We start from the raw sequence: 22,666 nt of genomic DNA on the forward strand, positions 1-22,666 counted from the left end.
TGTGGCTCGGCCCGATGTGACCCGGCCCAATGTGCTTCGGGGGTGCCGGATGCGCCCGCGTCAGCGGTCCTGCCTGTGGTACTCGCGGTTCGGGATCATGTCCACCGCGGTCGCGACACGGTTGGACATGTTGTAGAAGCCGGCGGTGTCGGCGATGTCGAAGATCTCCTCGGCGCTGAAGCCGGCGGCGCGCAGGGCCTCGCGGTCGGGCTCGCCCACCGACATCGGTTCCTTCGTCAGCTTCCAGGCGAAATCGAGCATGGCGCGCTGGCGCGGTTCCAGCGGGGCGACGCGGTAATTGGCGACCAGCATCTCGCCCAGCTCCGGATCGCCGGACAGCTTGCGCACCGCCTGCCCATGGGCGACGAGGCAGTAGTAGCAATGGTTGGCCGACGAGACGACCACGGCGATCATCTCGCGCTCCAGCTTGCTGAGTCCGCTCTCGCCCAGCATCAGCTCGTTGTAGAACAGGGCGAAGTTGCGCAGCTTCCGCGGCCGCAAGGCATAAGCCTGGAGCACGTTGGGCACGAATCCAAGCTTCTCGACGCATTTGTCGAACAGGGCCTGCATGTCGGCGTCGAGATCCGGCTTTTCGGGCAGCGGCAGGGCCATGACGTGATCGGGCTGCGGCATCGGGCGGTTCCTCTCTCTGTTCGTTCGTTTGCTTTTACGGGATGCAGAAGGTAACCGGGCCTGGGGCCTCCTGTCTCGCCGATCCGGACTGCGGCGTTCCTTCCACCCGGCATAAGGGTCCGGTCCCGGCTTGTCCCTCGCCAAGCGGGTGCCGCTGTGTCAGAAATAAGGGGATGAATGCGGGGATATGCCCCGGTTCGCGATGCGGGGGGCGATGACCCAGCCGAAGCTCGAGCTTCTGTCGGTCCTGGTGGTCGAGGACAGCGGCTTCATCCGCACCGTCCTGACCGCGACGCTGCGCGCCATCGGCATCGGCCGGGTCGAGGGGGTGGCGAGCGGCGCCGCCGCGATCCGCTGGCTGGAGGAACGGCGCGCGGCCTTGCCGGCGGGAACCGCGCCGGTCGACCTGATCCTGTCCGATCTGGTGATGCCCGAGGTGAACGGGCTGATGCTGCTGCGCTGGATCCGATACAGCCCGAAGAGCCCCGACAAGTTCCTGCCGGTGCTGATGCTGTCGGGTGCCGCCGACCGCCAGTATGTCGAGCAGGCGCGCGACCTGGGGGCGACCGATTTCATCGCCAAGCCCTTCTCCGCCCAGACCATCGCCAGCCGGCTGCTGTTCGCCATCGCCCGGCAGCGCCGCTTTGTGCTGGCCAAGGGCTATTTCGGCCCCGACCGCCGCCGCGCCGACAAGCCGGTCGCCATGGATTGCCGGACGACGGCGCCGTCGGAGATCCTGGTGGTGCACAGCGCGTCGAAGGCGCGCGGCATCGACCGTTTCCCGGTGATCCAATTCGAGCTGCCCAACCGGCTGGGCGCCAAGGCCGGCCTCGCGCCGCGCGACCCGGTGCCGACCCTGCCGCCCGAGGTGCTGGCCGCGGCGGAGGAGGAGATCCAGAACCGTGCCGGCGACTATGCGGTGTGGATCGGCGCCGAGGTGGAGGAGATGGGCCGCCGTGTCGACCGCCTGCCGCGCGAACCCGAGGCGGTGCCCGGCCTGCTGGCCCAGGTCAACCGCGCCGCCCACGAGATGCGCGGGCAGGGCGGCATCTTCGGCTATCCGCTGATCACCCTGATCGCCAAGTCGCTGTACGAGGCGACCCGCGGGGTGCGCAACGACAGGACGGCGGTGGTGAGCGTGGGCGAGCATCTGCTGTTCAAGGCCCATGTCGATGCGATCAGGGCGGTGATGACCGGCCGGGTCAGCGGCGACGGCGGCACCACCGGGCAGCAGCTGCTGGCGTCGCTGGAAGTAGCGAAGCGCAAGCATGCCAAGGCGGCGGAGGCGGGGCGGGGGTGAGGCCGGCTCACTCCCGGATCAGTCGGGGCAGGTCCCGTGCTCCATGGACGATGCGAATGACGGTGATGCGATCCGGTTCGTTGCAGCGGTAGAAGATGACGTACGGGGTGACGGCCAGACTGCGAAGGTCAACCCCAAGGTCCGGGCGGGCACGGCCGATTCCGGGAGCCACGGCGATCTTCCGGCACTGATCGCGGATGTCCATGACCAGGCGGATGGCGGCCAGCGGACTGTCCTGGGCGATATAGTCGCCAATGCTCTCGAGATCGGCCTCCGCCGATGCGGTGAAGTCGAGCCGTGCCATTGCCGCCGTTCACTCCTGTCCGGCTTGGCCTGTCCTGGCATATTTCGTGATCAGGCGTTCGAAGAGAGGCTCCCCCTCCGTCTTGCGGCCGGCGTCCGCATCGGCAAGCCCGGTTGCGATGTCGTCACGCAACGATCGCCGGCTTTCCTCCTCGCTTTCCTCTGCCGGCTCGATCGTCACGCGGAAGCGGGAGCCGGGGGACGGCCGGACAGGGAGGGCGTCCGTAATCGAGCGCGGCAAGTCTTCCGCCGGGACCGTGGCCGTCACTCTGCGGGGATGTGTCGGTGGCGGCGGAGCGGGCATGGCAGCCTTCGGGACGGACTCTGGATGCTGCCAGGATACATGTTTTGCCGGAGAACGAACAGCGAGGCACGATCCGGCCCGCCGCCTGCTCTCACGCCGCCCGGATCTGCGCGATGAACTCCGCCACGTCGCGGCGCAGGCCGTCGGCGTTGCGTTTCAGCGTGTCGGCCATCGACAGCACCTCCTTCGCCATGGCGCCGGCGCGGCCGGCTTCGGCGCCGACCAGCCCGGCATTGTGCGACACCTCGCCGGTGCCGTCGGCGGCCTGGCGGACGTTGCGGCCGATCTCGGCGGTGGCGGCGTTCTGCTGCTCCACCGCGGCGGCGACGGCCGAGATGTTCTCCTCGATGTGGGTGACGATGCTGCCGATGCCGCCGATGGCCTCGACGGTCTGGCCGGTCGCCGAGCGGATTTCGGCGACCTTGGCGGTGATGTCCTCGGTCGCCTTCGCGGTCTGGCTGGCGAGAGTCTTCACCTCGCTCGCCACCACCGCGAAGCCCTTGCCGGCCTCGCCGGCGCGGGCGGCCTCGATGGTGGCGTTCAGGGCCAGCAGGTTGGTCTGGCTGGCGATGTCGGTGATCAGCTGCACGATCTCGCCGACCTGCCGGGCGGCGCCGCTGAGGTTGGCGATGACGTCCGCGGTGTGGCGGACGTCGGCGACCGCCTTTTCCGCCATCTCGGTCGAGCCGGCCATCTGGCGCCCGATCTCGGCGATGGAGGAGGACAGCTGTTCCGACGCGGCGGCGACCGCCTGGACATTCTCCGACGCCCCTTCCGACGCGCGGGCGACCGACAGCACATGCAGCTCGGTGTCGGACGCGATGTGGCTCATCCGCTCGGCGTTGCCGCGCAGGCCGGCGGCGGCGCCGGCCAGCTCCTCGGCCACCGTCTCGATATGGCGGTCGAAGGCGTCGACCAGCGTCTCCAGCCGCTCGGCCTGGCGCAGCCGTTCCTCGTGATGCCGCGTCTGCTCGGCGGCGAGCCGGTCGGCGCGGGCAAGGCTCCGGCGGAACTGGTCCAGGCTGCGGGCCATGGCGCCCAGCTCGTCGGCGCGGCCGGCCCCGTCGATGGCCAGTTCCCGCTCGCCGGCCTCCATCCGCGCCATGTCGCCGTTCAGGCGCGCGATCGGGCGGGTGATGTTGCGGGCGACCAGCAGGGCGGCCAGCGTCATCGCCGCCAGCAGGGCGGCGATGCCGGCGGCGGTCCCGGTCAGCCGGTTCATCGAGTCCCGGGCGTCGCGGCCGGCCAGCGCGATCAGGTCGTCGGCCACCCGCGTCTCGACGGCGCGCAGCATGTCGATGACGGCGGTGGCGGTGTCGAACCATGCGCCGGCATCGATGCCCTGGTTGCCGGCACCATAGGCCGAGGCGATGCCGATGCGGCGCATCCGCTCGACCTCCTCCACCGCCGGGCCGGCGAAGGTCCGGTCGAAGAAGGCGGCCTCGTCCGCCGTCAGCTTGGCCCGCAGCCCGGCCATCAGGGCCTTGTACTCGCCGGACAGCTCGATGAAGCGCTCGTGCGCGTCGGCGGGAAAACGGTCCTTGCGGAAGGCGGCGCCGCCGACGGCGCGCTGCTGGCCCAGCCGCTCCTTCGCCTCCGACACCGCCAGCATGGCCTGGGCGGCCAGCACCTGGTCGGGATCGCCGGACACCGACTGCGCCTGCGCCGCCGCGTCCAGCAGGATACGGATCAGCCCGGTGTAGGTCTTCACCGCCTCCAGCGACGGCATCGACAGGCCATCGACGCCGTGGCGCAGGGCGGCCAGCCGCCCCAGCTGGTCCTTTGCCGCCGCCACCGTCGCCCGCAGACGGTCGCTGTTCAGCCGCACGGTGTCGAACTGCGGCAGCAGGGCCGCCAGCCGCGCGTCGGAGGCGGCGCGGGCGGCCTCCATCCGCTGGCGGTCCCGGTCCAGCTTGGCGCTGAGGAAGACCGAGGAGGAGCCGCGTTCCTTTTGCAGCTCGTGGACGAGGCCGGTCATGCCCACCGACAGGCCGGTCACCGTCTCCAGGTCGGCGGCGCGCCGGCTCTCGCCATATTGCTCCCACACCGTCAGCCCTGACAGCAGCAGGGCGCCGGCCGCCGGCAGCGACAGGGCGAGCGCCAGCTTGCGGGCGAAGGGCAGGTTGCCGAGCAGACGGTCGACGGCCGACAGCAGCAGGCTCATGGGAGCAAACTCCGGAACGACAGGGAGGACGCCCAAGGGCGAAACCTAAGGCTTAGTACGAAAGAGCTAAAATAGAAAATATCCATACTAAAGTTCAAGGCATTATGGCCAGTCAGGGACGACCCTCGTTTCACCGGCTGCCGGGCGAGGGGGACGCGGCGCGCGAAATTTGCCTCGCTTCCGTCGCGTCGCGGCGGTAGAACGTCAATCCCGGTCCGCTGGTCAATTGGGTTCGTGGCGTGACCGGAGCGGTCTTCCGGAGCGTCCATGTCCAACACCGAATTCCATCGCATCAAGCGCCTGCCGCCCTACGTCTTCGCCGAAGTGAACGCGATGAAGGCACGAGCTAGGGCCAATGGCGCCGACATCGTCGACCTCGGCATGGGCAATCCCGACCAGGCGACCCCGCAGCACATCGTCGACAAGCTGGTCGAGGCCGTGCGCGATCCGAAGACGCACCGCTACTCGAACTCCCGCGGCATCCCCGGCCTGCGCAAGGCCCATGCCGCGTATTACAAGCGCCGCTTCAACGTCGACGTCGATCCCGAGACCGAGTGCATCGTCACCATCGGCTCGAAGGAGGGGCTGGCCAACCTCGCCCAGGCGATCACCAGCCCGGGCGACATCATCCTGGTGCCGAATCCGAGCTACCCGATCCATCCCTTCGGCTTCATCCTGGCCGGCGCCTCGGTGCGCCACCTGCCGGTGGGCATGGAGAACGGCGCCTCGACCGACATCGACAGCTTCATGATCATGCTGGAGCGTGCGGTGCGCCACAGCGTGCCCAAGCCGCTGGCGCTGGTGCTGAACTACCCGTCCAACCCGACGGCCGAGGTGGTCGGGCTGGATTTCTACCGCCCGATCGTCGAGTTCTGCCGCAAGCACGGCATCTACATCCTGTCCGATCTGGCCTATGCCGAGATCTTCTTCGACGACCAGCCGCCGCCCTCGATCCTGGAGATCCCGGAAGCGCGCGAGATCGCGGTGGAATTCACCTCGATGTCGAAGACCTATTCGATGGCCGGCTGGCGCATCGGCTTCGCCACCGGCAACAAGACGCTGATCACCGCGCTGGCCCGCATCAAGTCGTACCTGGACTATGGCGCCTTCACGCCGATCCAGGTCGCCGCCGCCGCCGCGCTGAACGGTCCGCAGGACTGCGTGCTGCAGGTGCGCGAGATGTACAAGCAGCGCCGCGACGTGATGATCGAGGGGCTGGCCGCCGCCGGCTGGGAGGTCCCCAGCCCGACGGCGTCGATGTTCGCCTGGGCGCCGATCCCGCCGCAGTTCGCCCATCTGGGCTCGCTGGAATTCTCCAAGCTGCTGCTGCAGCAGGCGGAGGTGGCGGTGGCCCCCGGCATCGGCTTCGGCGAGTATGGCGACGGCCATGTCCGTCTGGCGATGGTGGAGAATGTCCACCGCATCCGCCAGGCGACCCGCAACATCAAGGAGTTCTTCCGCTCCAACGCCGGCGGCGTCGCGGCGAGCAAGGACCCCGCGGCCCGCGCCGCCCTCCTGGATTCCGAGAAAGCGAAAGCCTGATGCCGAACGCCCAGCAAGCCCCCCTGAAAATCGCCGTCGCCGGCCTCGGTACGGTCGGCGCCGGCGTCCTGAAGCTGCTGGACGCCCAAGCTTCGTTGATCGAACAGCGCTGCGGCCGCCGCATCGAGGTGGTCGCGGTCAGCGCCCGCTCCCGCGGCAAGGACCGCGGCGTCGATCTGTCGCAGGTGCAGTGGTTCGACGATCCGGTCGCCCTGGCGGCGGAAAGCGGCGCCGATCTGGTGGTCGAGCTGATCGGCGGCTCGGAAGGCCCGGCGCGCGACACCGTCGCCACCGCCATCGAGACCGGCAAGCATGTCGTCACCGCCAACAAGGCGCTGCTGGCCGTCCATGGCACGGAGATCGCCCGCAAGGCCGAAGCCAAAGGCCTGACCGTCGCCTTCGAGGCGGCGGTGGCCGGCGGCATCCCGATCATCAAGGGGCTGCGCGAGGGGCTGGCCGCCAATGCGGTGTCGGAGATCCACGGCATCCTCAACGGCACCTGCAACTACATCCTGACCGAGATGCGGACCACCGGCCGCGATTTCGCGGACGTGCTGGCCGACGCGCAGGCTCTGGGCTATGCCGAGGCGGATCCGAGCTTCGACATCGACGGGGTGGACGCGGCGCACAAGCTGGCGATCCTGGCCTCGGTCGCCTTCGGCACCCCGGTCGATTTCCCGTCCGTCTATATCGAGGGCATCCGGCAGGTGTCGGCGGTCGATTTCGACTATGCCGACCAGCTGGGCTTCCGCATCAAGCTGCTGGGCATCGCCCGGCGCACCGCCGCCGGCATCGAGCAGCGGGTGCATCCCTGCATGGTGCCGAAGACCGCCCCCATCGCCTCGGTCGACGGCGTGTTCAACGCCGTGGTGGCCCAGGCCGACTTCGCCGACCGCGTGCTGTTCGTCGGCCGCGGCGCCGGTGCCGGCCCGACCGCGTCGGCGGTGGTCGCCGACCTGATCGACATCGCCCGCGGACGCTCGACCCCGACCTTCGGCGTCCCCGCCGACCGGCTGGGCGCGGCGATGCCGTCGCCGATGGAGGCGCGCCGTGGGTCTTACTACGTCCGCCTGATGGTGGTGGACCGCCCCGGTGTGATAGCGGATGTCGCGGCGGCGATGCGCGACCAGGACGTCTCCATGGAGCAGTTCCTGCAGCGCGGCCGGTCGCCGGACTCCGGCGTGCCGGTTGTCCTCACCACCCATGACACCGACGAGGCGGCCATGCAGCGCGCGCTTGCGACCATCGCGGCCAGCGACAGCGTGCTGGAGCCGCCGCGGATGATCCGGATCGAACAGTTCTGATCGAAGCCGTTTCCCACCCATACCAATGACTGCCTGATACGACCGAAGAGTCTGGGGGAGCACAAGATGTCTACGCCGTCTACGCATGTCGACCTGTCCCACATGGACCGCAACCTCGCCCTGGAGGCCGTCCGCGTGACCGAGGCCGCCGCCCTGTCGGCCTCGCTGCTGATGGGCCGCGGCGACGAGAAGCTGGCCGACCAGGCCGCGGTCGACGCCATGCGCCAGGCGCTCAACACGCTCTACATCGACGGCACCGTCGTGATCGGCGAGGGTGAGCGCGACGAGGCCCCGATGCTCTACATCGGCGAGAAGGTCGGCGCCGGCATCGGCTCCGGCCCGAAGGTCGACATCGCGCTCGATCCGCTGGAAGGCACCACCATCTGCGCCACCGGCGGCCCGAACTCGCTGGCCGTCATCGCCATGGCGGAGGAGGGCGGCTTCCTGAACGCCCCCGACGTCTACATGGACAAGATCGCCGTCGGCGCCGGCCTGCCGGACAATGTCGTCGACCTGGACGAGACCCCGGCCAACAACCTGAAGGCGCTGGCCGCGGCCAAGGGCACCGACGTCGAGGAGCTGCTGGTCTGCATCCTGAACCGTCCGCGCCATGCCGAGCTGATCGCCCGCGTCCGCGAAGCCGGCGCCCGCATCATGCTGATCAATGACGGCGACGTGTCGGGCGTCATCGCCACCAGCCAGGCCGGCACCGGCGTCGACATGTATGTCGGCTCGGGCGGTGCGCCGGAAGGCGTGCTGGCCGCGGCGGCGCTGCGCTGCATCGGCGGCCAGTTCCAGGGCCGTCTGCTGTTCCGCAACGACGACGAGAAGGCCCGCGCCGCCAAGTGGGGCGTCACCGACCTCGACAAGAAGTACAGCCTGCACGAGCTGGCGCGTGGCAACGTCATGTTCGCCGCCACCGGCGTCACCGACGGCGCCATGCTGAAGGGCGTCCGCCGCTTCCCCGGCGGCGCCTACACCCATTCGGTGATCATGCGCTCCAAGTCGGGCACCGTCCGCTACATCGAGGCACACCACAACCTGTCGCGCAAGGTCAGCGTGAAGTAACGGCCTCGCCGCCGGCCCTGCATGCAGGGCCGAACGGTCCGTGGACAGGGATAGGGCGCGCGGGAGACGATCCCGCGCGCCCTTTTCTTAGCGGCAGCCCATGCCGGGCCGATTAAGGCCGGCTTCCTGCGGCCGCCTGCCGGAGGCATCAGTCGGCCAGCGTCACCGTGTTCCGAAGATGGCCGGCGACGGTTTCCGCGTCGTTCCACATCAGGACATCGAGAATCGACAGGTTCTCCACCGGCCCATAGGGTGGACAGTCGTAGATCATCGGTTGCGGTTCAAGGAACCGCAGGTCTATTCCCCGGTCCTTCCAATCCTGCGGCGAGAAGATCGGGCGGCCGCCCGGCGGATTGACGTAGCGTTCGGCTCCCACGGCATCGCTGATCTCCAGCGCCCATTGTCCCGCATGGTCGATCGCCGGCAGGTCGAGCGCCATTTCCGAACAGATGCTCCAGTCGAACCGGATGCCGAGATGGTCGCAGACCACCGCGAGCGATCTGATGTTCAGGTCGCGCAGCCGGTTGCTCTTCGTGGTGGCGAAGCTCTCCGCCACCAGGTCGCGGACCGTGTGGAAGAACGGCGCCTTGCCCCGGTAATGCTCGATCTGGCCCAGGATCCGCCGCTCCGCAGCCGGGGCGTCGACCATCTCCACCGCGCCGATCGGCGTGTCGTGGTCGGCATGGACCGGCACGCTCACATATTGCCAGCCACCATTCGGATGAAGGATCCGGTTCCGGTTCATCCAGCTTTTCTTGCCGTATTTCACCACGTCGAACACGATCCAGCGGTCGGTTGCGAGGATGAGCTGGTAATACCCAAGATAGGGAAAGAAATAGGGCTGCATGATGCCGAGCGTCGTCATGCGCTTCCCTTCGGCGCCGCAGCGCCGTCCATGCCGGCTGCCTCCCTTATGACGGCGCAGATCGTTTCGATGTCGCGATCTGTCACCAGCTGGCCGGTCGGCAACTGGATCAGGCTGCTGCACAGCCGTTCGGTTACCGGAAGGTCGGGGATGCCGTCGTCGCAATAGGGAGGGGTGCGGTGCATGCCGGGATGGAAATAGCGTCTTGCCAGGATTTGCCGGGACCGCAGCCGGTCGAGCAGCATGTCCCGGGACAGCGGCGATGCCGCCGGCTCGACCGACAGGACGATGAACTGGTAATTGCTGGCTTCATCCCCTGCATAATCGACGAAACGGACCCCGGGAATGCCGTCGAGTTCCTGGCGGTACCGTTCGTAACGCCGGCGGTTCTGCCCGATCAGCCCGTCCAGGTCGCGCAACCCGAGCAGAGCCATGGCGGCCTGGGCTTCCGACATCTTGGCATTCAGGCGGTAGAGCCTGGTGACTCCGTCGTCCGCCTCATGGAAACTGCGCATCCTGCGCAAGCGTGCGGCGAGATCGTCGTCGTTCGTCGCGATGCAGCCGCCTTCGACCCCGTTGAGGATCTTGGTGGCGTGGAAGGAGAAGACCTCCGCATCGCCGAAGCCGCCGATCGGCCGGCCGCGGAAGCCGGCCCCCACCGCATGGGCCGCGTCGAACAGCAGCTTCAGGCCGTGCCGCCGGCTCAGCTCCGCCAATCCGTCCGGATCGCAGGCGCGTCCCCAGACATGCACGCCGAGGATCGCCGCCGTCGCCGGACCGATCCGAGGGGCCACCGTCTGCGCGGTCAAGGTCTGGCTGTGCGGATCGACGTCGCAGAAGACCGGCTTCAGCCCGGCCCAGTCCACGGCCTGGACGGTCGCCGGGAAGGTGAAGGCCGGAACGATCACCTCGCCCTGGAGATCGAGCGCCCGCAATGCCAGCATGAGCGCCACGGTCGCGTTCACCACGCTCACCGCATGGCGCGTGCCGAAGCGGAGCGCCAGTTCCCGGTCCAGCTGCTGTTCCAGCGGCCCGTGATTCGCGAAGAAGCGACGGTCGAACAGCTCGCCGAACGCCTTGTGGAAGGCATCCTCCGCGGGCAGGTTCAACTGGCCCACATGCAGCGGCTTGCCGCTCTCCGGATCGTCGCGGGGGGGAGAGCCGGTCATCGGGCTTGACTCCGCAGGTGGTCGACAAGTGTGGGCGCGTGACGATCCAGGAGAGCGAACAGCCGTGCCAGCCCGGCGATGTCGTCGGTCGACATCGTGTCGCCGACCGGCATCTGGATGAAGCGTCCGCTCAGGCGGTCCGATACGGGAAGCTCCGCCATCGGCGCGTCGGCCGGGCGGAAGAGGGCGTCCGCGCGATGCAGCGGCGGGGAATAATAGGGGCGGACGAGCGCGTTCTCCGCCCGCAGGATGCGGACGAGCTCGTCGCGGCTGTAAGGCGCTTCCGGCAGGATCTCCAGCAGGACCAGGCAGTAGTTTCCGGGCGACCGGCTGTAATCGGCGAAGGACACCCAGGGAATGCCGGCGAAGCCCGTCCTGTAGGCATCGAAACGCCGGAGATTGTCGGCCATGATGCTGTCCAGGTGGGGAAGGTTCGACAGGGCGAGTGCGGCGTGGAGTTCGTTGAGCTTGGCGTTCAGCCCGACCTGACGCACCGTGCCGTCTTCGGCGAAGCCGAAATTCCGCTGCCGGCGCAGATCCTGCGCCAGGGCCTCGTCGTCGGTGGTGAGATAGCCGCCTTCGAAACCGTTGATCAGCTTCGTCGCGTGCAGGCTGAAGACCGAAGCCAGCCCCCGGGTCCCGACGGGTTGCGCGCCATGGGAGCCGCCGACCCCATAGACGCAGTCGAGCAGCACCGGGACGCCGGCCGCCGCCGCGATGCGTTCGATCTCATCGATGTCGCAGAGGGCGTTGACGTTGTCCACCGCCAGAACGGCGGCGGTGTCGGGACCGATCCGCTCGGCCAGGCTTCCGGGGGCGAGGGTGTGGCGCACCGGATCCACGTCGCAATAGTCGGGCTCGAGACCGGCCCAGCGGATCAGGTGCGGCAGCCCCCGGAAGGTCAGCGACGGCAGGATCACCTTGCGCGCCCCGGGCTTCGCCACGCTGCGCAGCGCCAGCATCAGGGCGAAGCAGGCATTGGCGAAGGCGATGCAATGGGCCGTTCCATGCAGGCGGGACAGCCTCTCCTCCAACTCCTGCACCAGCGGTCCCTGGTTGGTCAGCCAGCGCCGTTCGAAGGCACCGGATGCCAGGGTGAAGAAGCGCTCCGGGTCGCGGTTGGCGAGCTGGCCGGTCGCACGCGCCTGCGCGAACAGCGGCCTCCCGCCGAACAGTGCGAGATCCGCAGGGCTGCCGGCGTCCATCGGTGCTGATCCGTAAGGCATCGTCATCCTGCTCGACGGCGGGTCAGGACCGCATCGAAGCGGTAATGCGACGCAAAGAACCGGTCCGGCTGGTGTATCGGCCTTGCGGTCCAGCCGGCGTCCTCCGCCAGGGCAGCCAACTCGTCGGGCGTGCGCCAGAGGCCGAGCAGCGAGCCCGGATCGTCCGCTTCCCCCGGCGCGGGATCGCGGTCGGTGAAGAAGCGGCCGATGCGCGACTTGTCGGGCAATTGGCCCAGATAGAGATGGGTGACCCGCCCGAACCGCCGGTTCAGTCCGCGCAGCATCGAGCGGGCGGCATCCGGGCCGAAATAGGGGAAGGCGCCGTAACAAAGGACCTTGGTGAACTCGCCGGGATTCTGCCCGTTCAACACATAGTCGAGGGCATCGGCCAGCAGATAGCGCTCCGATGGGTTGCGGGAAAAGCGGCGGTTCGCGACCTCGATCAGGAATTCGGAATAATCGACCCCGAGGCCGCCGGCGCACCCGTCGAACAGATGGCTCGTCAACGCACCGTTGCCGCAGCAGAGGTCGAGGAGGACATCGTCGGAACCGAGTTGCAGGCCGTCCCTGATGCTGTCGACGATCAGCCCGATCTGTTCGGGCGAGACCGGCTTGCCGTTGACGGTGCGCTTCACCTGTCCCCAGTAATCCTCCGGATCGCAGGTTTCCGGATGGTGCTTGAACTTGTAGCGACTGCTATCGGATGACATGGCGGCCTCGAACGCGGATTGATGTGTGTGGAGTCACGGCAGGCGTTGCACCGCCAGCCAGCGGACGATCGCCGCCAGCTTCGCCGCGGTCAGACCTCTCCTCTTCCCCGCGGCCCTGGCGGGCGCCGGTTCGGCAGCGGGTGCGGCGGCAGGAAACAGCTCCTCCCGGTTCAGGAAGGTCCGGGCGACCAGGGTGTTGGAGGCGCCGTAGCTTTCCAGCAGGGCAGCCCGTCCTGACGGCGACAGCAACGGCGTGTCGTCGAAGAGGCCGCTGTCGGCGGTCGCTTCGGTGAGCGCGATCAACTGCTTGTGAAAGCGCCTCTTCTGCACGACCTTCAGCGGCAGGCGATTGACCAGGCGCTGGAAATCCAGGAGGTCGCGGTTGATCCGCCCGTTCGGCCGGATCGGCGGAAGGTCGAACGACGCGTGCGAGAAACCGATGGCGGCCAGAAAATCCGTCAGCACGTCGTCCGCCGACGTCGCGCCATAGTCGCGCAGCATGATCGACTGGGCGCCGAATTCGGCCTGCCACGGCTTCAGGCGCTCGGCATAATCCCAAAGCCCATGGTCCCGCCTCATGCTCGCGGTGAAATCGATATGGTTGCCCTGGGCCTTGACGGTCTGGTTGTACCAGGAGACATGCGCCTCGTCCTGGCGGCGCAGGTAGCAGACGACGGAGATGCGGTCCTCCGCGGAAAGTCCGGCCGACCGCAGCAGGCCGCGAAGCGCCGACGGTGCCGGATACAGGTAGAAGTTCTCGCTGCTGAGCAGGACCGTTTCCACACCGGCCGTCCTCACGGCGTTCCGCAACGCTTCTCCCAATTCGGAGAGAGGAAGGTCCTGCGGGGTCGCCCAGGCCGGATAGCCGCCGCCGAGCAGGAAGGCGAGGTCGTGATGGCCGTAGCCCCGCAGGCTGACATCCGGGTACAGGACGCCCAGGGTTTCAAGCCGGTCCCTGTTTTCATGCAGGAAGCGCTGAATTGCGGTCGAGCCGGTCTTGGGTGCGCCGATATGGATGATCCAATGCATTTCAGCGGCATACGCCGTTGTAATCATTGATCATTTACGATTCCCTCCTGTCGAGGTGGCATTCTGCGATCTACGCATCCATGGACGCGGACGAATAGATTCCCTATTAAATGCTACAAAAAGCCCATAAGCGGAATAGAAATTATTATATCATGCGGAGCAATATTCATTCTTATACCGATATAAATATTCCAGGAAACTTAAATAATAACCTTTGGTTGTTCGTTTATTCGATTTTTTACTTTCAGGAAATTCCGAGCGGTTCAGTTCATAATTTTCGGTAGAATCCTGAAGGGCGACCGACGCTGGGTTTATGAGGCAGAAGGGACAATGGATGATCGGACTGGACATGCCCTCCATCGCTGACAAGGACGCGCGGAAGGCTGAAATCATCGGCTTGTTGCCATATATTCAGACGGGGATTTTCCCAGCTAAATTGCAGGCGTATCTGAACGATTTTCCCGACGATCCCTGGGGGGCCACGGTGGCCGGGGAGTTCTTGTACCGCAGGGCTGCCGATGAGCGTGACAGATCGGCACGAAGCGGTCGGAAAGTCGGCGAGCAGGTCGGCAGGGATTTTGAAAATGCGGTGGAGATCCTGTCGCATGCCGTAAAGCTGGAGAAGAGGAGCCACAGCGCGTATTTTTTTCTTGGGCTGTCTCTCCAAGGGCTCGGGCGACCCGCCGATGCCACGGCTGCCTTCCTGGCGGCCTTGAAGCTCCGTTTCGACGCTTCGACGGCAAGCCGCCTGCTGGAAGCGGTGGTGGCGGTACAGGGCGTCGATTTCGGTCGCAGCGTGTATGCGGAGCTGATGAATCTCGCCGCACAATCGGGCGTTTCGCCGGATGAGATCAAGCGGACATGGGCGACCCTGCTGTTGGAAGCCGGATGCCTGGATGACGCGCAGGCGCGGGAGTTGGGATTTCGCTGCGGCCCGCTCCTCCCGGTGATGGACTGGGCGGAGCGGAACGGCGTGGCGCCAGACTTCACCGATGCGTGCGAGGACATTCCGGTCGAGGATCCGCGGATGATCGGCGGCTTGCCGGTGCCCCTCTTCAAGGGAACGGTCCGCGGCTACCGTCCCTATGTCTGCACCGTGCCCGATGCGACGGTGATGGCGAAGTCCGACATGGTGCTGACGGCTGACGGCGCCATTCTCAACGACGTGGCCACCGATGCCCGGTTCGGCCATCTGGTCGCCTTCTTCCACGACAAAGCGGTGGTGAAACGGAGCGGCGACCGTATCCTGATCGACCGGCAGCGCTATGAGATCGGCGAAATCGACGCGGCGATCCTGCTGTCGGGTGGGGCGGCACATCATTTCGGGCATTGGGTGCCTGAGTTCCTGTGCCGTCTCGCCGTCCTTGTCGAACATCCCGCCTTTGCGGCGCTGCCGATCGTCGTCGATGCGGAGATGCCGGAGAGCCAGTTCGAGTATCTGCGTCTTCTGGTCGACAACGAGATCCTGCGCCTGCCGCCCGACCGTGGGTTGCGGTGCCGCCGCCTTGTGATCGCACCGCCGCCATCCTTCTTTCCGGTCTTCTGGTTCGCGGATAACGAGATCCCGACCCACGAGCAGGGCCCCTTCTCCCCTCGGTGCTTCCGTTTCCTGCGTGACCGGATCCTGGCCCGGCTGCCGCCGGCCGGGGTTCGCAACCGGCGCCTGTACCTGTCACGCGGCAAGCGGCAGTGGCGGTACCTTCAAAACGATGCGGAGATCGCGGATCATCTCCGCGCGCTCGGATTCGAGGTCGTTCATCCCGAGGAACACAGCTTCGCCGATCAGGTTCGCCTGTTCCAGGAAGCCGAGGCCATCGTTTCGCCGAGCGGGTCTGTGCTGTTGAACCTGATCTTCGCGGATCCGTCGGTCAAGCTGCTGGTCCTGAACCAGGCCCACCTGTTCAGCGTCAACGGCTTCTACGGACCGATGCGCGCGCTCGGCTACGAGCCGCATTTCCTGTGCGGAACCGACGGCGACCCGGTCGACAAGCATGCTGCCTTCACCATTCCGCTGGAGCGTCTGCGGGAAGGGCTGCAACGGATCGGGCTATAGAGCCCTGATCGTTCGTACGCGTAGCGGAATCGCATTCGTGCAGGTCTGCCGACGCCGTGCTGCAAGGGCTGGGCCGTTGATTTCGCGGCTGCAAAAGGCAAAATAGGGCCATGTAATCGATCCGGGAAACAGGAGATCAACATGGCCTACTCTTCGATGCACTCGACGTCCGGCGAATTGTTCGGCGTTGGAACCAAGCAAGTCTCCCTCTTTCAGCGTGTCGTTCATTGGGCCCGCGAGCGGATTGAACTTCGCCGCGCGGAAAGTGAGCTGAACCATATGTCCGATGTCGAACTGTCCGATATCGGCCTGACCCGGGGCGAGATTCACAACGCGGTCCGTCGCAGCGTCTGATGGGGCGTCTGTTGGAGGGCCTGTCGAAAGGTTTGCCCAAGACGTTTGCCGCACCGCACCATTCGAGTACCGAATGCGGAGAGCCCCGGACCTGAACCGGGGCTTTCGCATATGTGCAGGCATTGACCTTTTCTTCATGGACCCTGCCCATGCGGCACATATGCATGGGAAGGGTTGCGCGTTGCAGCATGGGTATGGTTAATGAAGTTTAATATTAACCCCGGTTCTGTTTGAAAATGGAAACGGGGCGCCTTCGGGAACCCCATCCTCCGTGAGAGCCGTGGTCGCATGAGTCTCATTCATCGCCTTCAGTCGCTGGAAGCGGAGCGCGATGCCGCCCGGGAGGAAGCCGAGCGGGCAAACCTCGCGAAGTCGAAGTTCCTTGCCGCCGCCAGCCACGATCTCCGCCAGCCCTTGCAGGCCCTGTTCTTCCTGTCCGCCGCCCTGGCCCGCCATGTCGGCGACCACGGCGGGCGCGACCTGCTGTCCCGGCTCGACCAGGGGCTGGACACCATGAAGGGGCTGCTGGACGGGTTGCTGGAGGTGTCGCGGCTGGAGGCCGGGGTGGTGACGCCGGTGCTGGAAACCTTCGCGGTCAGCGAGATCACCGATGCGCTCGACGCCGCCTATGGCAAGCGGGCGGCGGAAAAGGGCCTGGTCTGGCGGGTGGAGGGCTGCGACGGCGTGCTGCGCAGCGACCGCGGCCTGCTGATGCAGCTGCTGTGCAATCTGGTCGACAACGCGCTGCGCTACACCGATGCGGGCGTCATCCGCATCCGCTGCCGGGCGGACGGCGGCAGCAGCAGCGGCAGCGGACAGGATGGCGGCGGGCCGGAGGCCGGCCAGCTGGCGATCGAGGTGCAGGACACCGGCATCGGCATCCCGCCCGACCATCTCGACCGCATCTTCGAGGAGTTCCATCAGGTCGGCAATCCGGAACGCGACCGGCTGCGCGGGCTTGGGCTGGGGCTGGCCATCGTCCGGCGGCTGTCGCAGCTGCTCGACCATCCGGTCCAGGTTCGGTCGGTGCAGGGGAGGGGCTCCGCCTTCCGCGTGCTGGTGCCGCTGGCGCCCGCCCGCTTTCTCGCGGCGGGGACCGGCGGGGCGGAGCGGCAGCCGGGCATCGACCGGCCGCGGCTGGCGGTGCTGGTCGATGACGACGCGGTGGTGCTGCTGGGCTTGCAGACGGTGCTGACCGAATGGGGATTCCGCGTCGTGGCCGCCGACGGCACCGACCGGGCGATGGACCGGCTGGCCGCGCTGGGCCGGGCGCCCGACCTCGTCATCGCCGATTACCGGCTGCGCGAGGGGCGGGTCGGCACCGAGGTGATCCGGCGCGTGCGCGAGCGCTACGGGGCGGAGGTTCCCGCCCTGATCCTGACCGGGGAGACCGGGATCGACACGCTGGCCGACGCCTCGGCCCATGGCGTCCCGGTCCTGCACAAGCCGGTGACGCCGCGCCAGCTCCAGGCCGAAATCGATCGACAGTTGCGCGATGCCAGCGAAGACACAATCCAGGCGGCGCAGTAGGCCCGGCGCAGCAGGACGCCTTCCCTCAGTTCAGATCAGCGCACCCTGGCGGGCGTCGTGGCCGGACTCGCCCATCGTCTCCGCCGTATCGCCGGTGGATGCGGCATCGGCGCTGCCATGGCCCTCCAGCGCGGCACGGCCGCCCTCGGTCAGGCGACAGACCAGCCAATCGGGCTTCAGCGGGTTGTCGAACCAGCGCTCGGCCCAGCCGGCCTTCAGGCAGGCCTCGACCGTCGTCTTCTTGACACGCTGGCCGCGCTCGTCGAACAGCGGCAGCTTGCCGCCCGGCTGGTCCAGCCCGCGCCGCAGCCATGCCCCCTGGGCGTCGGACGGAGTGCTGCGGGAGGGGGAACGGCGGGACTTGGCCATGAACGGACGACTCTTGCGGATGCGGGATCGGACTGGGGCTTGCCCGCCCCGGCGGGGGCTGTGGCAAAGTGCGGGCATCCTACGCGAAAGCGTCCGAGGGTGCATCGAATAAGGAGGCGGTTTTCCCATGCCCGACACCATTCCCGACACCGTGGCCAAGGCTGGGGCCAACGCTGGGGCCAACGCTGGGGCCGAGGATCTTGTCTTCGCCTACATCACCGCCGGATCCAGGGAGGAGGCGCTGCGCATCGGCCGCATCCTGGTGGAGGAGCGGCTGGCCGCCTGCGCCAATGTGCTGGGCGGCATGACCTCGGTCTATCGCTGGAACGGCGCGGTGGAGCAGGCGGAGGAGGCGGTGCTGATCGCCAAGACCCGCGCCGGCCTGTTCGACCGGCTGGCCGGCCGGGTGCGCGACCTGCACAGCTACGACACGCCCTGCGTGGTGGAACTGGCGGTCGGCCGCGGCAACCCGGCCTATCTGGACTGGCTGCGGGCGGAAACCGCGTGAGGGACGGCAGGTCCGGGGTGCGGGATATGAAAAGCCTGCAACACTCCCTTGACGCCGATCAACGCCGCGCGCTGCTGTTCGGGTGTAGATAAACCAACGGCCGGCCGCCGTGATATCCGTACCGAACCAGCGGCTCCTACAGAACCAGCGACTTGGCCGAACCCTCGGATAAGGATAGTGAGATCATGGACGATTGCTCCGCACACGGCCCCACCCCCCTGTCGCTCGACGAGGCAGTCGGCCGCGTCGTCCAGGGCTATGGCGCGGTGACCGGGACGGAGGAGGTGCCGTTGCGCCGGGCGCTCGGCCGGGTGCTGGCGGAACAGGTGACGGCCCCGGTCAACGTGCCGCCGGCCGACGTCTCGGCGATGGACGGCTGGGCCTTTGCCGCGGAGGCCGGCGGTGAGGCCGGCTTCCGGCGGCTGGAGGTCGTCGGACGGGTGCCGGCCGGGTCGGTCTTCGACGGCGTGGTCGGGCCTGGGCAGGCGGTGCGCATCTTCACCGGTGCGCCGGTCCCCGCAGGGGTCGACAGCGTGGCGATGCAGGAGGATTGCCGGGCCGAGGATGGCGGCGTGCTGGTGCCGGCCGGGCTGAAGCGCGGCGCCAACCTGCGCCTGGCGGGCGAGGACATGACGGCCGGCTCGGTCGTGCTGCATCCGGGCCAGCGGCTGCGCGCGCAGGAGGTCGGGCTGGCTGCCGCGGTCGGCCGCGCCGCCCTGACGGTGCGCAAGCGGCTGAGCGTGGTGCTGTTCTCCACCGGCGACGAACTGCGCGAGCCGGGGACGCCGAAGCCCGCCCATGCCATCTACGACGCCAACCGCTACACGCTGGCGGCGCAGCTCGACGCGCTGGGGGTGGAGGTGCGGGATCTCGGCATCCTGCCCGACCGGCCCGACGCCACCCGCGCCGCGCTGGCCGAGGCCGCCGGCACCGCCGACCTGATCGTCACCAGCGGCGGCGTGTCGGTCGGCGAGGAGGACCATGTCAAGGCGGCGGTCAACGCGCTGGGCTCCATCGACCTGTGGACGCTGGCGATCAAGCCCGGCAAGCCGCTGGCGCTGGGCCGGGTCGGCGACACGCCCTTCCTGGGGCTGCCCGGCAACCCGGTGTCGGCGATGGTGACCTTCCTGCTGGTCGGAAGGCCGCTGGTGCTGCGGCTGTCGGGCGCGGAGAGCATCGCCACGCCGCGCAGCCTGGTGGTCGCCGGATTCTCCTTCGCCAAGAAGCCCGGCCGCCGCGAGTTCCTGCGCGCCCGGCTGGAGCGTGGCGAGGATGGCCGCCCGGTGGCGATCAAGTTCCCCAGCAACAGCTCCGGCGTGCTGACCTCGATGGTCGAGGCCGACGGGCTGGTCGACATGCCGGCCGAGGCGACCGCGGTGAATCCCGGCGATCTGGTGGATTTCCTCCCCTTCACCGGCCTGTTCGCGTGACGCTGGAGCAGCTGCGCATCTTCGCCGCGGTGGCCGACGCGCTGCACTTCACCCGGGCGGCGGAGACGCTGCACCTGTCGCAGCCGGCGGTCAGCGCCGCCGTCGCCGCGCTGGAGGCCGAGCATGGGCTGCGCCTGTTCGACCGCATCGGCCGGCGGGTCGAGCTGACCGCCGCCGGCCACCTGCTCCGGCGCGAGGCCCGCGCCATCCTGGCGAAGGTGGAGGAGGCCGGGACGATGCTGGCCGAGCTGTCGGGCCTGTCGCGCGGCACCCTGCGGCTGGCGGCGAGCCAGACGGTCGGCAACCATTGGCTGCCGCCGCGCCTGCTGCGCTTCGCCGAGGCCCATCCCGGCATCCGCATCGACCTGTCGATCGGCAACACCGAGCAGGTGGCAGAGGCGGTGCGCGACGGCAGCGCCGAGCTGGGCATCGCCGAGGGGGCGGTGTCCGACCCGGCGCTGGTGAGCGAGCCGATCGCCGGCGACCGGCTGCGGCTGGTGGTGGGCGGCCGGCATCCCTGGGCGGCGCTGGGGCGGGTCGGGGTGACGGATATGGCGGCCGGGCGCTGGATCCTGCGCGAATCCGGGTCCGGCACCCGCGCGCTGTTCGAGTCGGCGCTGCGCGCCGCCGGGCTCGATCCGGGCGGGCTGGACGTGGCGATGACGCTGCCGGGCGGCGGGGTGATCCGCGCCGCGCTGCTGGCCGGGCTGGGCGCCAGCGTGCTGTCCGACCTGATCGTCGCCGAGGATCTGGCGGCGGGACGCATCGTCGCGCTGGAAGGGCTGGAGCTGCCGGCCCGGCCCTTCCATCTGGTGCGCCACCGCGACCGCTACCGCAGCATCGCCGAACGGGCGTTCGTGAGGCTGGCGGTTGAGGCGGCTCCGGCCTCTTCCTGACGGGAGGAGGGCCTACGCGGTGCGCAGCGCGCGCATGCCGTAGGCGGCGGCCTCGATCGCGGCGAAGGCGAGCATCGAAATCCCCACCATCGGGAAGAACAGGCCGGCGGCGACCGTGATGGCCACCAGCCCCCACGGCGCCGCCGTGCCGGCCGGAAGGCGCGGCGCGCCCAGGCTGCCGGCCGGGCGGCGCTTCCACCACATCGCCAGTCCCGACACCACCAGACCGACCATCGCCACCAGCGAGGCGAGCAGGACCAGCTGGTTCGCCAGCCCGAATGCCTGGCCCATATGGATGCTGACCCCCCATTCGGCCAGCCTGCCGAACAGGCCCAGATCCTTCAGCTGCATGTCGAACAGCACCTTTCCGGAATACTGGTCGAGATGGACCACCCGCTCCCTGGTGATGTCGTCGGGATAGACCGAGGCGGTGAAGACGCCGTCCGGCCTGCCGGGAACGACGACGGCGTAGCCCGGCGCCATCCCCAGCCCGTCCAGCGTCCGCACAACCTCGTCGAGCGTCGCCGGAACCCCGGCGGCGGTCGTGGAGAGCGGCGTCGGCTGGTTCTCGACGATCCAGGGCGCGCGGTCGACGGTGTCCTTCAGCGGCACGGTGGAGACCGGATACTTGTCCCAATAGCCGTCAGGCATGCCCATGCCGACCGCATAGGCGACGTTGTAGAAGGTCTTGCCCCAATAGCCCGACCAGGGCAGGCCGGTCATCGCCAGGAAGACGATGAAGACGCTGACGAAGATGCCGGTGACGGCATGCAGGTCGCGCCAGAACAGGCGCGTGCCCGGCCGGCCGCGCACGGTGACGACTCCGCCCTTCTGGGCGCCGCTCCGATTGCGGGGCCACCACAGATAGATGCCCGACGCGGTCATCAGCACCATCCAGCCGGCGACCCCCTCGACGATGCGTTCGGCGAACCAGCCGGCGTATTTCAGGCTGTGCAGCTTGCGCACCACATACATCGACGGCGATCCGGCGGCGCCGCCGTCCCACAGGCTGCCCAGCACCCGGCCGCTGTAGGGATCGACATAGACCGTGTCCTTGAGGCCGTCGGCGCCGAGGATCTGCACCCCGGCGGCCCGGTCGGGCGCCTCGGGCGGGGCATAGCCCTTGAGGGTGCCCGGATGGGCGTCCAGGGCCTTCGCCACCAGGGCGGACGGCGCCAGCCGCTCGGTGCCTTGCGGGGCGACGATGCGCAGGTCGCGGTGCAGCCGGTCGTTGATCTCGTCCTTGAACAGGTAGATGGAGCCGGTGACGGCGAGCAGGATGACGATGGGCGCGCAGATCAGCCCGGCGAAGAAGTGCCAGCGCCACAGGGCGCGGTAAAGGGCGGAGCCGATCGCTCCGCCTTGCGTGGTTCTGGTCATCAGGTGAATCCATTCGGTCGTCGTGAGACGGATCGCCCGGCAGGCGGGCGGTTCGGTGCCTACGGCGTGCGACCGGATGGCGGGGCCTGGGACTGGAAGGGCTTCAGGTCGGCCGGCCGGTGGATGTCGGCCGGTTTCGGCGACTGCCCCGGCTGCGTCGGCCCCATCGGCAGGACGAGCGCCTGCAAGGCGGGCAGCAGGGCGACGTACTGGCCGAGCCAGTTGCAGGGCAGGTGAAGGGGGGCGAACTGCTGCTTGTCGGTGTCCCGATCCGCCGGCAGGCGGCCGTCCGCCAGGGGAAGGCCGTCCGGGTCTGCCGGCAGATAGACGAGCTCGCTGCCGGTGCAGATCGCGACATAGCCGTCACGGTCGGCGGCGCCCGCAGCGGGTGCGGCAAGGCGCAGGAGCAGGCTGAGGGTCAGCGCGAGCGCAAGCGCCAGCCCCCAGCGTTCCTGAAACCTGCGGCAATGGGCCAGCATCGGGTCGTGATCGTCGCGCAGCCTCGAACGGGTGGATCGTTACCCGATCC

Annotated in this window: 22 protein-coding genes; 10 read left to right on the top strand and 12 right to left on the bottom strand. The window is 68.2% G+C overall.

Going from position 1 to position 22,666, the window contains the following annotated elements; translation table 11 throughout:
* Window positions 1-60: 60 nt before the first annotated feature.
* Window positions 61-633 (bottom strand): peroxidase-related enzyme, encoded by a 573-nt coding sequence (locus ABMY26_RS18460; protein WP_372398634.1) that lies wholly within the window; start codon window positions 631-633, stop codon window positions 61-63.
* A gap of 187 nt (window positions 634-820) precedes the next feature.
* Here ABMY26_RS18460 and ABMY26_RS18465 point away from each other — a divergent pair, with 187 nt between their 5' ends.
* Window positions 821-1,933, top strand: a complete 1,113-nt coding sequence (locus ABMY26_RS18465) for a response regulator (protein WP_372398635.1) — start codon at window positions 821-823, stop codon at window positions 1,931-1,933.
* A gap of 7 nt (window positions 1,934-1,940) precedes the next feature.
* Here the strand turns inward: ABMY26_RS18465 and ABMY26_RS18470 are convergent, their stop codons facing one another.
* The 3 genes from ABMY26_RS18470 to ABMY26_RS18480 all read right to left on the bottom strand — a co-directional run bounded on the left by ABMY26_RS18470 (window position 1,941) and on the right by ABMY26_RS18480 (window position 4,704).
* Entirely contained in the window at window positions 1,941-2,237 is a 297-nt protein-coding gene (locus ABMY26_RS18470; RefSeq protein ID WP_372398636.1) for a type II toxin-antitoxin system RelE/ParE family toxin, read from the bottom strand.
* Between the two features lie 9 nt (window positions 2,238-2,246).
* Window positions 2,247-2,417, bottom strand: coding sequence for a hypothetical protein (locus ABMY26_RS18475; protein ID WP_372398637.1), 171 nt, complete (start codon window positions 2,415-2,417; stop codon window positions 2,247-2,249).
* A 214-nt stretch (window positions 2,418-2,631) separates the two neighbouring features.
* On the bottom strand, window positions 2,632-4,704 hold the full coding sequence (locus ABMY26_RS18480; RefSeq protein ID WP_372398638.1) for a methyl-accepting chemotaxis protein: 2,073 nt from the start codon (window positions 4,702-4,704) through the stop codon (window positions 2,632-2,634).
* 267 nt (window positions 4,705-4,971) lie between these two features.
* Here ABMY26_RS18480 and ABMY26_RS18485 point away from each other — a divergent pair, with 267 nt between their 5' ends.
* The 3 genes from ABMY26_RS18485 to glpX all read left to right on the top strand — a co-directional run bounded on the left by ABMY26_RS18485 (window position 4,972) and on the right by glpX (window position 8,618).
* Window positions 4,972-6,246 carry an LL-diaminopimelate aminotransferase gene (locus tag ABMY26_RS18485; protein ID WP_372398639.1) on the top strand — a complete coding sequence of 425 codons (1,275 nt, stop codon included), beginning with the start codon at window positions 4,972-4,974 and terminating at the stop codon, window positions 6,244-6,246.
* A complete protein-coding gene (locus ABMY26_RS18490; protein ID WP_372398640.1) occupies window positions 6,246-7,550 on the top strand; it encodes a homoserine dehydrogenase in 1,305 nt (434 codons plus the stop codon). Before ABMY26_RS18485 ends, ABMY26_RS18490 begins: the two co-directional genes overlap by 1 nt.
* Window positions 7,551-7,616: 66 nt before the next feature.
* Window positions 7,617-8,618, top strand: coding sequence for a class II fructose-bisphosphatase (gene glpX / locus ABMY26_RS18495; protein WP_245636644.1), 1,002 nt, complete (start codon window positions 7,617-7,619; stop codon window positions 8,616-8,618).
* 148 nt (window positions 8,619-8,766) lie between these two features.
* On the opposite strand, the gene ABMY26_RS18500 is transcribed toward glpX, so the two are convergent.
* Genes ABMY26_RS18500 through ABMY26_RS18520 form a run of 5 tightly spaced genes read right to left on the bottom strand, consistent with a single transcriptional unit; the run spans window position 8,767 to window position 13,617 of the window.
* On the bottom strand, window positions 8,767-9,483 hold the full coding sequence (locus ABMY26_RS18500) for a WbqC family protein (RefSeq protein WP_372398641.1): 717 nt from the start codon (window positions 9,481-9,483) through the stop codon (window positions 8,767-8,769).
* Window positions 9,480-10,652 carry a DegT/DnrJ/EryC1/StrS family aminotransferase gene (locus ABMY26_RS18505; RefSeq protein WP_372398642.1) on the bottom strand — a complete coding sequence of 391 codons (1,173 nt, stop codon included), beginning with the start codon at window positions 10,650-10,652 and terminating at the stop codon, window positions 9,480-9,482. The genes ABMY26_RS18500 and ABMY26_RS18505 overlap by 4 nt, the downstream gene beginning before the upstream one ends.
* Complete coding sequence (locus ABMY26_RS18510; RefSeq protein ID WP_372398643.1) at window positions 10,649-11,857, bottom strand: DegT/DnrJ/EryC1/StrS family aminotransferase; 1,209 nt, start codon at window positions 11,855-11,857, stop codon at window positions 10,649-10,651. The genes ABMY26_RS18505 and ABMY26_RS18510 overlap by 4 nt, the downstream gene beginning before the upstream one ends.
* Window positions 11,858-11,880: 23 nt before the next feature.
* Entirely contained in the window at window positions 11,881-12,588 is a 708-nt protein-coding gene (locus tag ABMY26_RS18515) for a methyltransferase domain-containing protein (RefSeq protein ID WP_372398644.1), read from the bottom strand.
* A 33-nt stretch (window positions 12,589-12,621) separates the two neighbouring features.
* Complete coding sequence (locus tag ABMY26_RS18520) at window positions 12,622-13,617, bottom strand: hypothetical protein (RefSeq protein WP_372398645.1); 996 nt, start codon at window positions 13,615-13,617, stop codon at window positions 12,622-12,624.
* A 334-nt stretch (window positions 13,618-13,951) separates the two neighbouring features.
* Here ABMY26_RS18520 and ABMY26_RS18525 point away from each other — a divergent pair, with 334 nt between their 5' ends.
* The 3 genes from ABMY26_RS18525 to ABMY26_RS18535 all read left to right on the top strand — a co-directional run bounded on the left by ABMY26_RS18525 (window position 13,952) and on the right by ABMY26_RS18535 (window position 17,554).
* Window positions 13,952-15,670, top strand: a complete 1,719-nt coding sequence (locus tag ABMY26_RS18525) for a DUF563 domain-containing protein (protein ID WP_372398646.1) — start codon at window positions 13,952-13,954, stop codon at window positions 15,668-15,670.
* A 141-nt stretch (window positions 15,671-15,811) separates the two neighbouring features.
* Window positions 15,812-16,024, top strand: a complete 213-nt coding sequence (locus tag ABMY26_RS18530; protein WP_372398647.1) for a DUF1127 domain-containing protein — start codon at window positions 15,812-15,814, stop codon at window positions 16,022-16,024.
* A gap of 288 nt (window positions 16,025-16,312) precedes the next feature.
* Window positions 16,313-17,554 (top strand): hybrid sensor histidine kinase/response regulator, encoded by a 1,242-nt coding sequence (locus tag ABMY26_RS18535; RefSeq protein WP_372398648.1) that lies wholly within the window; start codon window positions 16,313-16,315, stop codon window positions 17,552-17,554.
* A 30-nt stretch (window positions 17,555-17,584) separates the two neighbouring features.
* Here ABMY26_RS18535 and ABMY26_RS18540 read toward each other — a convergent pair whose 3' ends face one another.
* Window positions 17,585-17,923: a hypothetical protein gene (locus ABMY26_RS18540; protein WP_372398649.1), complete on the bottom strand. Its 339-nt coding sequence runs from the start codon at window positions 17,921-17,923 to the stop codon at window positions 17,585-17,587.
* 127 nt (window positions 17,924-18,050) lie between these two features.
* Between ABMY26_RS18540 and cutA the strand changes: the two genes are divergently transcribed.
* From cutA to ABMY26_RS18555, 3 genes are all read left to right on the top strand, one after another.
* Complete coding sequence (cutA, locus tag ABMY26_RS18545) at window positions 18,051-18,431, top strand: divalent-cation tolerance protein CutA (RefSeq protein ID WP_372398650.1); 381 nt, start codon at window positions 18,051-18,053, stop codon at window positions 18,429-18,431.
* 185 nt (window positions 18,432-18,616) lie between these two features.
* Window positions 18,617-19,861, top strand: a complete 1,245-nt coding sequence (gene glp / locus ABMY26_RS18550; protein WP_372398651.1) for a gephyrin-like molybdotransferase Glp — start codon at window positions 18,617-18,619, stop codon at window positions 19,859-19,861.
* Window positions 19,858-20,757, top strand: a complete 900-nt coding sequence (locus tag ABMY26_RS18555; protein ID WP_372398652.1) for a LysR family transcriptional regulator — start codon at window positions 19,858-19,860, stop codon at window positions 20,755-20,757. The genes glp and ABMY26_RS18555 overlap by 4 nt, the downstream gene beginning before the upstream one ends.
* 12 nt (window positions 20,758-20,769) lie before the next feature.
* On the opposite strand, the gene ABMY26_RS18560 is transcribed toward ABMY26_RS18555, so the two are convergent.
* On the bottom strand, window positions 20,770-22,137 hold the full coding sequence (locus ABMY26_RS18560) for a PepSY-associated TM helix domain-containing protein (protein ID WP_372398653.1): 1,368 nt from the start codon (window positions 22,135-22,137) through the stop codon (window positions 20,770-20,772).
* Window positions 22,138-22,196: 59 nt separating this feature from the next.
* Window positions 22,197-22,616, bottom strand: a complete 420-nt coding sequence (locus ABMY26_RS18565) for a hypothetical protein (protein ID WP_372398654.1) — start codon at window positions 22,614-22,616, stop codon at window positions 22,197-22,199.
* Between the last annotated feature and the right edge of the window lie 50 nt (window positions 22,617-22,666).

Origin of the sequence: Azospirillum sp. HJ39 (genome assembly GCF_041507355.1) — a bacterium.
Lineage (GTDB): Bacteria > Pseudomonadota > Alphaproteobacteria > Azospirillales > Azospirillaceae > Azospirillum > Azospirillum thiophilum.

Excerpts from the sequence above, each read along its gene's own strand:
- ABMY26_RS18525 (WP_372398646.1), top strand. The coding sequence starts at position 13,952 with ATGATCGGACTGGACATGCCCTCCATCGCTGACAAGGACGCGCGGAAG.
- ABMY26_RS18520 (WP_372398645.1), bottom strand. The coding sequence starts at position 13,617 with ATGCATTGGATCATCCATATCGGCGCACCCAAGACCGGCTCGACCGCA.
- ABMY26_RS18510 (WP_372398643.1), bottom strand. The coding sequence starts at position 11,857 with ATGGACGCCGGCAGCCCTGCGGATCTCGCACTGTTCGGCGGGAGGCCG.
- ABMY26_RS18460 (WP_372398634.1), bottom strand. The coding sequence starts at position 633 with ATGCCGCAGCCCGATCACGTCATGGCCCTGCCGCTGCCCGAAAAGCCG.
- ABMY26_RS18530 (WP_372398647.1), top strand. The coding sequence starts at position 15,812 with ATGGCCTACTCTTCGATGCACTCGACGTCCGGCGAATTGTTCGGCGTT.
- ABMY26_RS18540 (WP_372398649.1), bottom strand. The coding sequence starts at position 17,923 with ATGGCCAAGTCCCGCCGTTCCCCCTCCCGCAGCACTCCGTCCGACGCC.
- ABMY26_RS18560 (WP_372398653.1), bottom strand. The coding sequence starts at position 22,137 with ATGACCAGAACCACGCAAGGCGGAGCGATCGGCTCCGCCCTTTACCGC.
- ABMY26_RS18470 (WP_372398636.1), bottom strand. The coding sequence starts at position 2,237 with ATGGCACGGCTCGACTTCACCGCATCGGCGGAGGCCGATCTCGAGAGC.
- ABMY26_RS18500 (WP_372398641.1), bottom strand. The coding sequence starts at position 9,483 with ATGACGACGCTCGGCATCATGCAGCCCTATTTCTTTCCCTATCTTGGG.
- glpX (WP_245636644.1), top strand. The coding sequence starts at position 7,617 with ATGTCTACGCCGTCTACGCATGTCGACCTGTCCCACATGGACCGCAAC.
- cutA (WP_372398650.1), top strand. The coding sequence starts at position 18,051 with ATGCCCGACACCATTCCCGACACCGTGGCCAAGGCTGGGGCCAACGCT.
- glp (WP_372398651.1), top strand. The coding sequence starts at position 18,617 with ATGGACGATTGCTCCGCACACGGCCCCACCCCCCTGTCGCTCGACGAG.
- ABMY26_RS18480 (WP_372398638.1), bottom strand. The coding sequence starts at position 4,704 with ATGAGCCTGCTGCTGTCGGCCGTCGACCGTCTGCTCGGCAACCTGCCC.
- ABMY26_RS18505 (WP_372398642.1), bottom strand. The coding sequence starts at position 10,652 with ATGACCGGCTCTCCCCCCCGCGACGATCCGGAGAGCGGCAAGCCGCTG.
- ABMY26_RS18465 (WP_372398635.1), top strand. The coding sequence starts at position 821 with ATGCCCCGGTTCGCGATGCGGGGGGCGATGACCCAGCCGAAGCTCGAG.
- ABMY26_RS18515 (WP_372398644.1), bottom strand. The coding sequence starts at position 12,588 with ATGTCATCCGATAGCAGTCGCTACAAGTTCAAGCACCATCCGGAAACC.
- ABMY26_RS18535 (WP_372398648.1), top strand. The coding sequence starts at position 16,313 with ATGAGTCTCATTCATCGCCTTCAGTCGCTGGAAGCGGAGCGCGATGCC.
- ABMY26_RS18490 (WP_372398640.1), top strand. The coding sequence starts at position 6,246 with ATGCCGAACGCCCAGCAAGCCCCCCTGAAAATCGCCGTCGCCGGCCTC.
- ABMY26_RS18565 (WP_372398654.1), bottom strand. The coding sequence starts at position 22,616 with ATGCTGGCCCATTGCCGCAGGTTTCAGGAACGCTGGGGGCTGGCGCTT.
- ABMY26_RS18485 (WP_372398639.1), top strand. The coding sequence starts at position 4,972 with ATGTCCAACACCGAATTCCATCGCATCAAGCGCCTGCCGCCCTACGTC.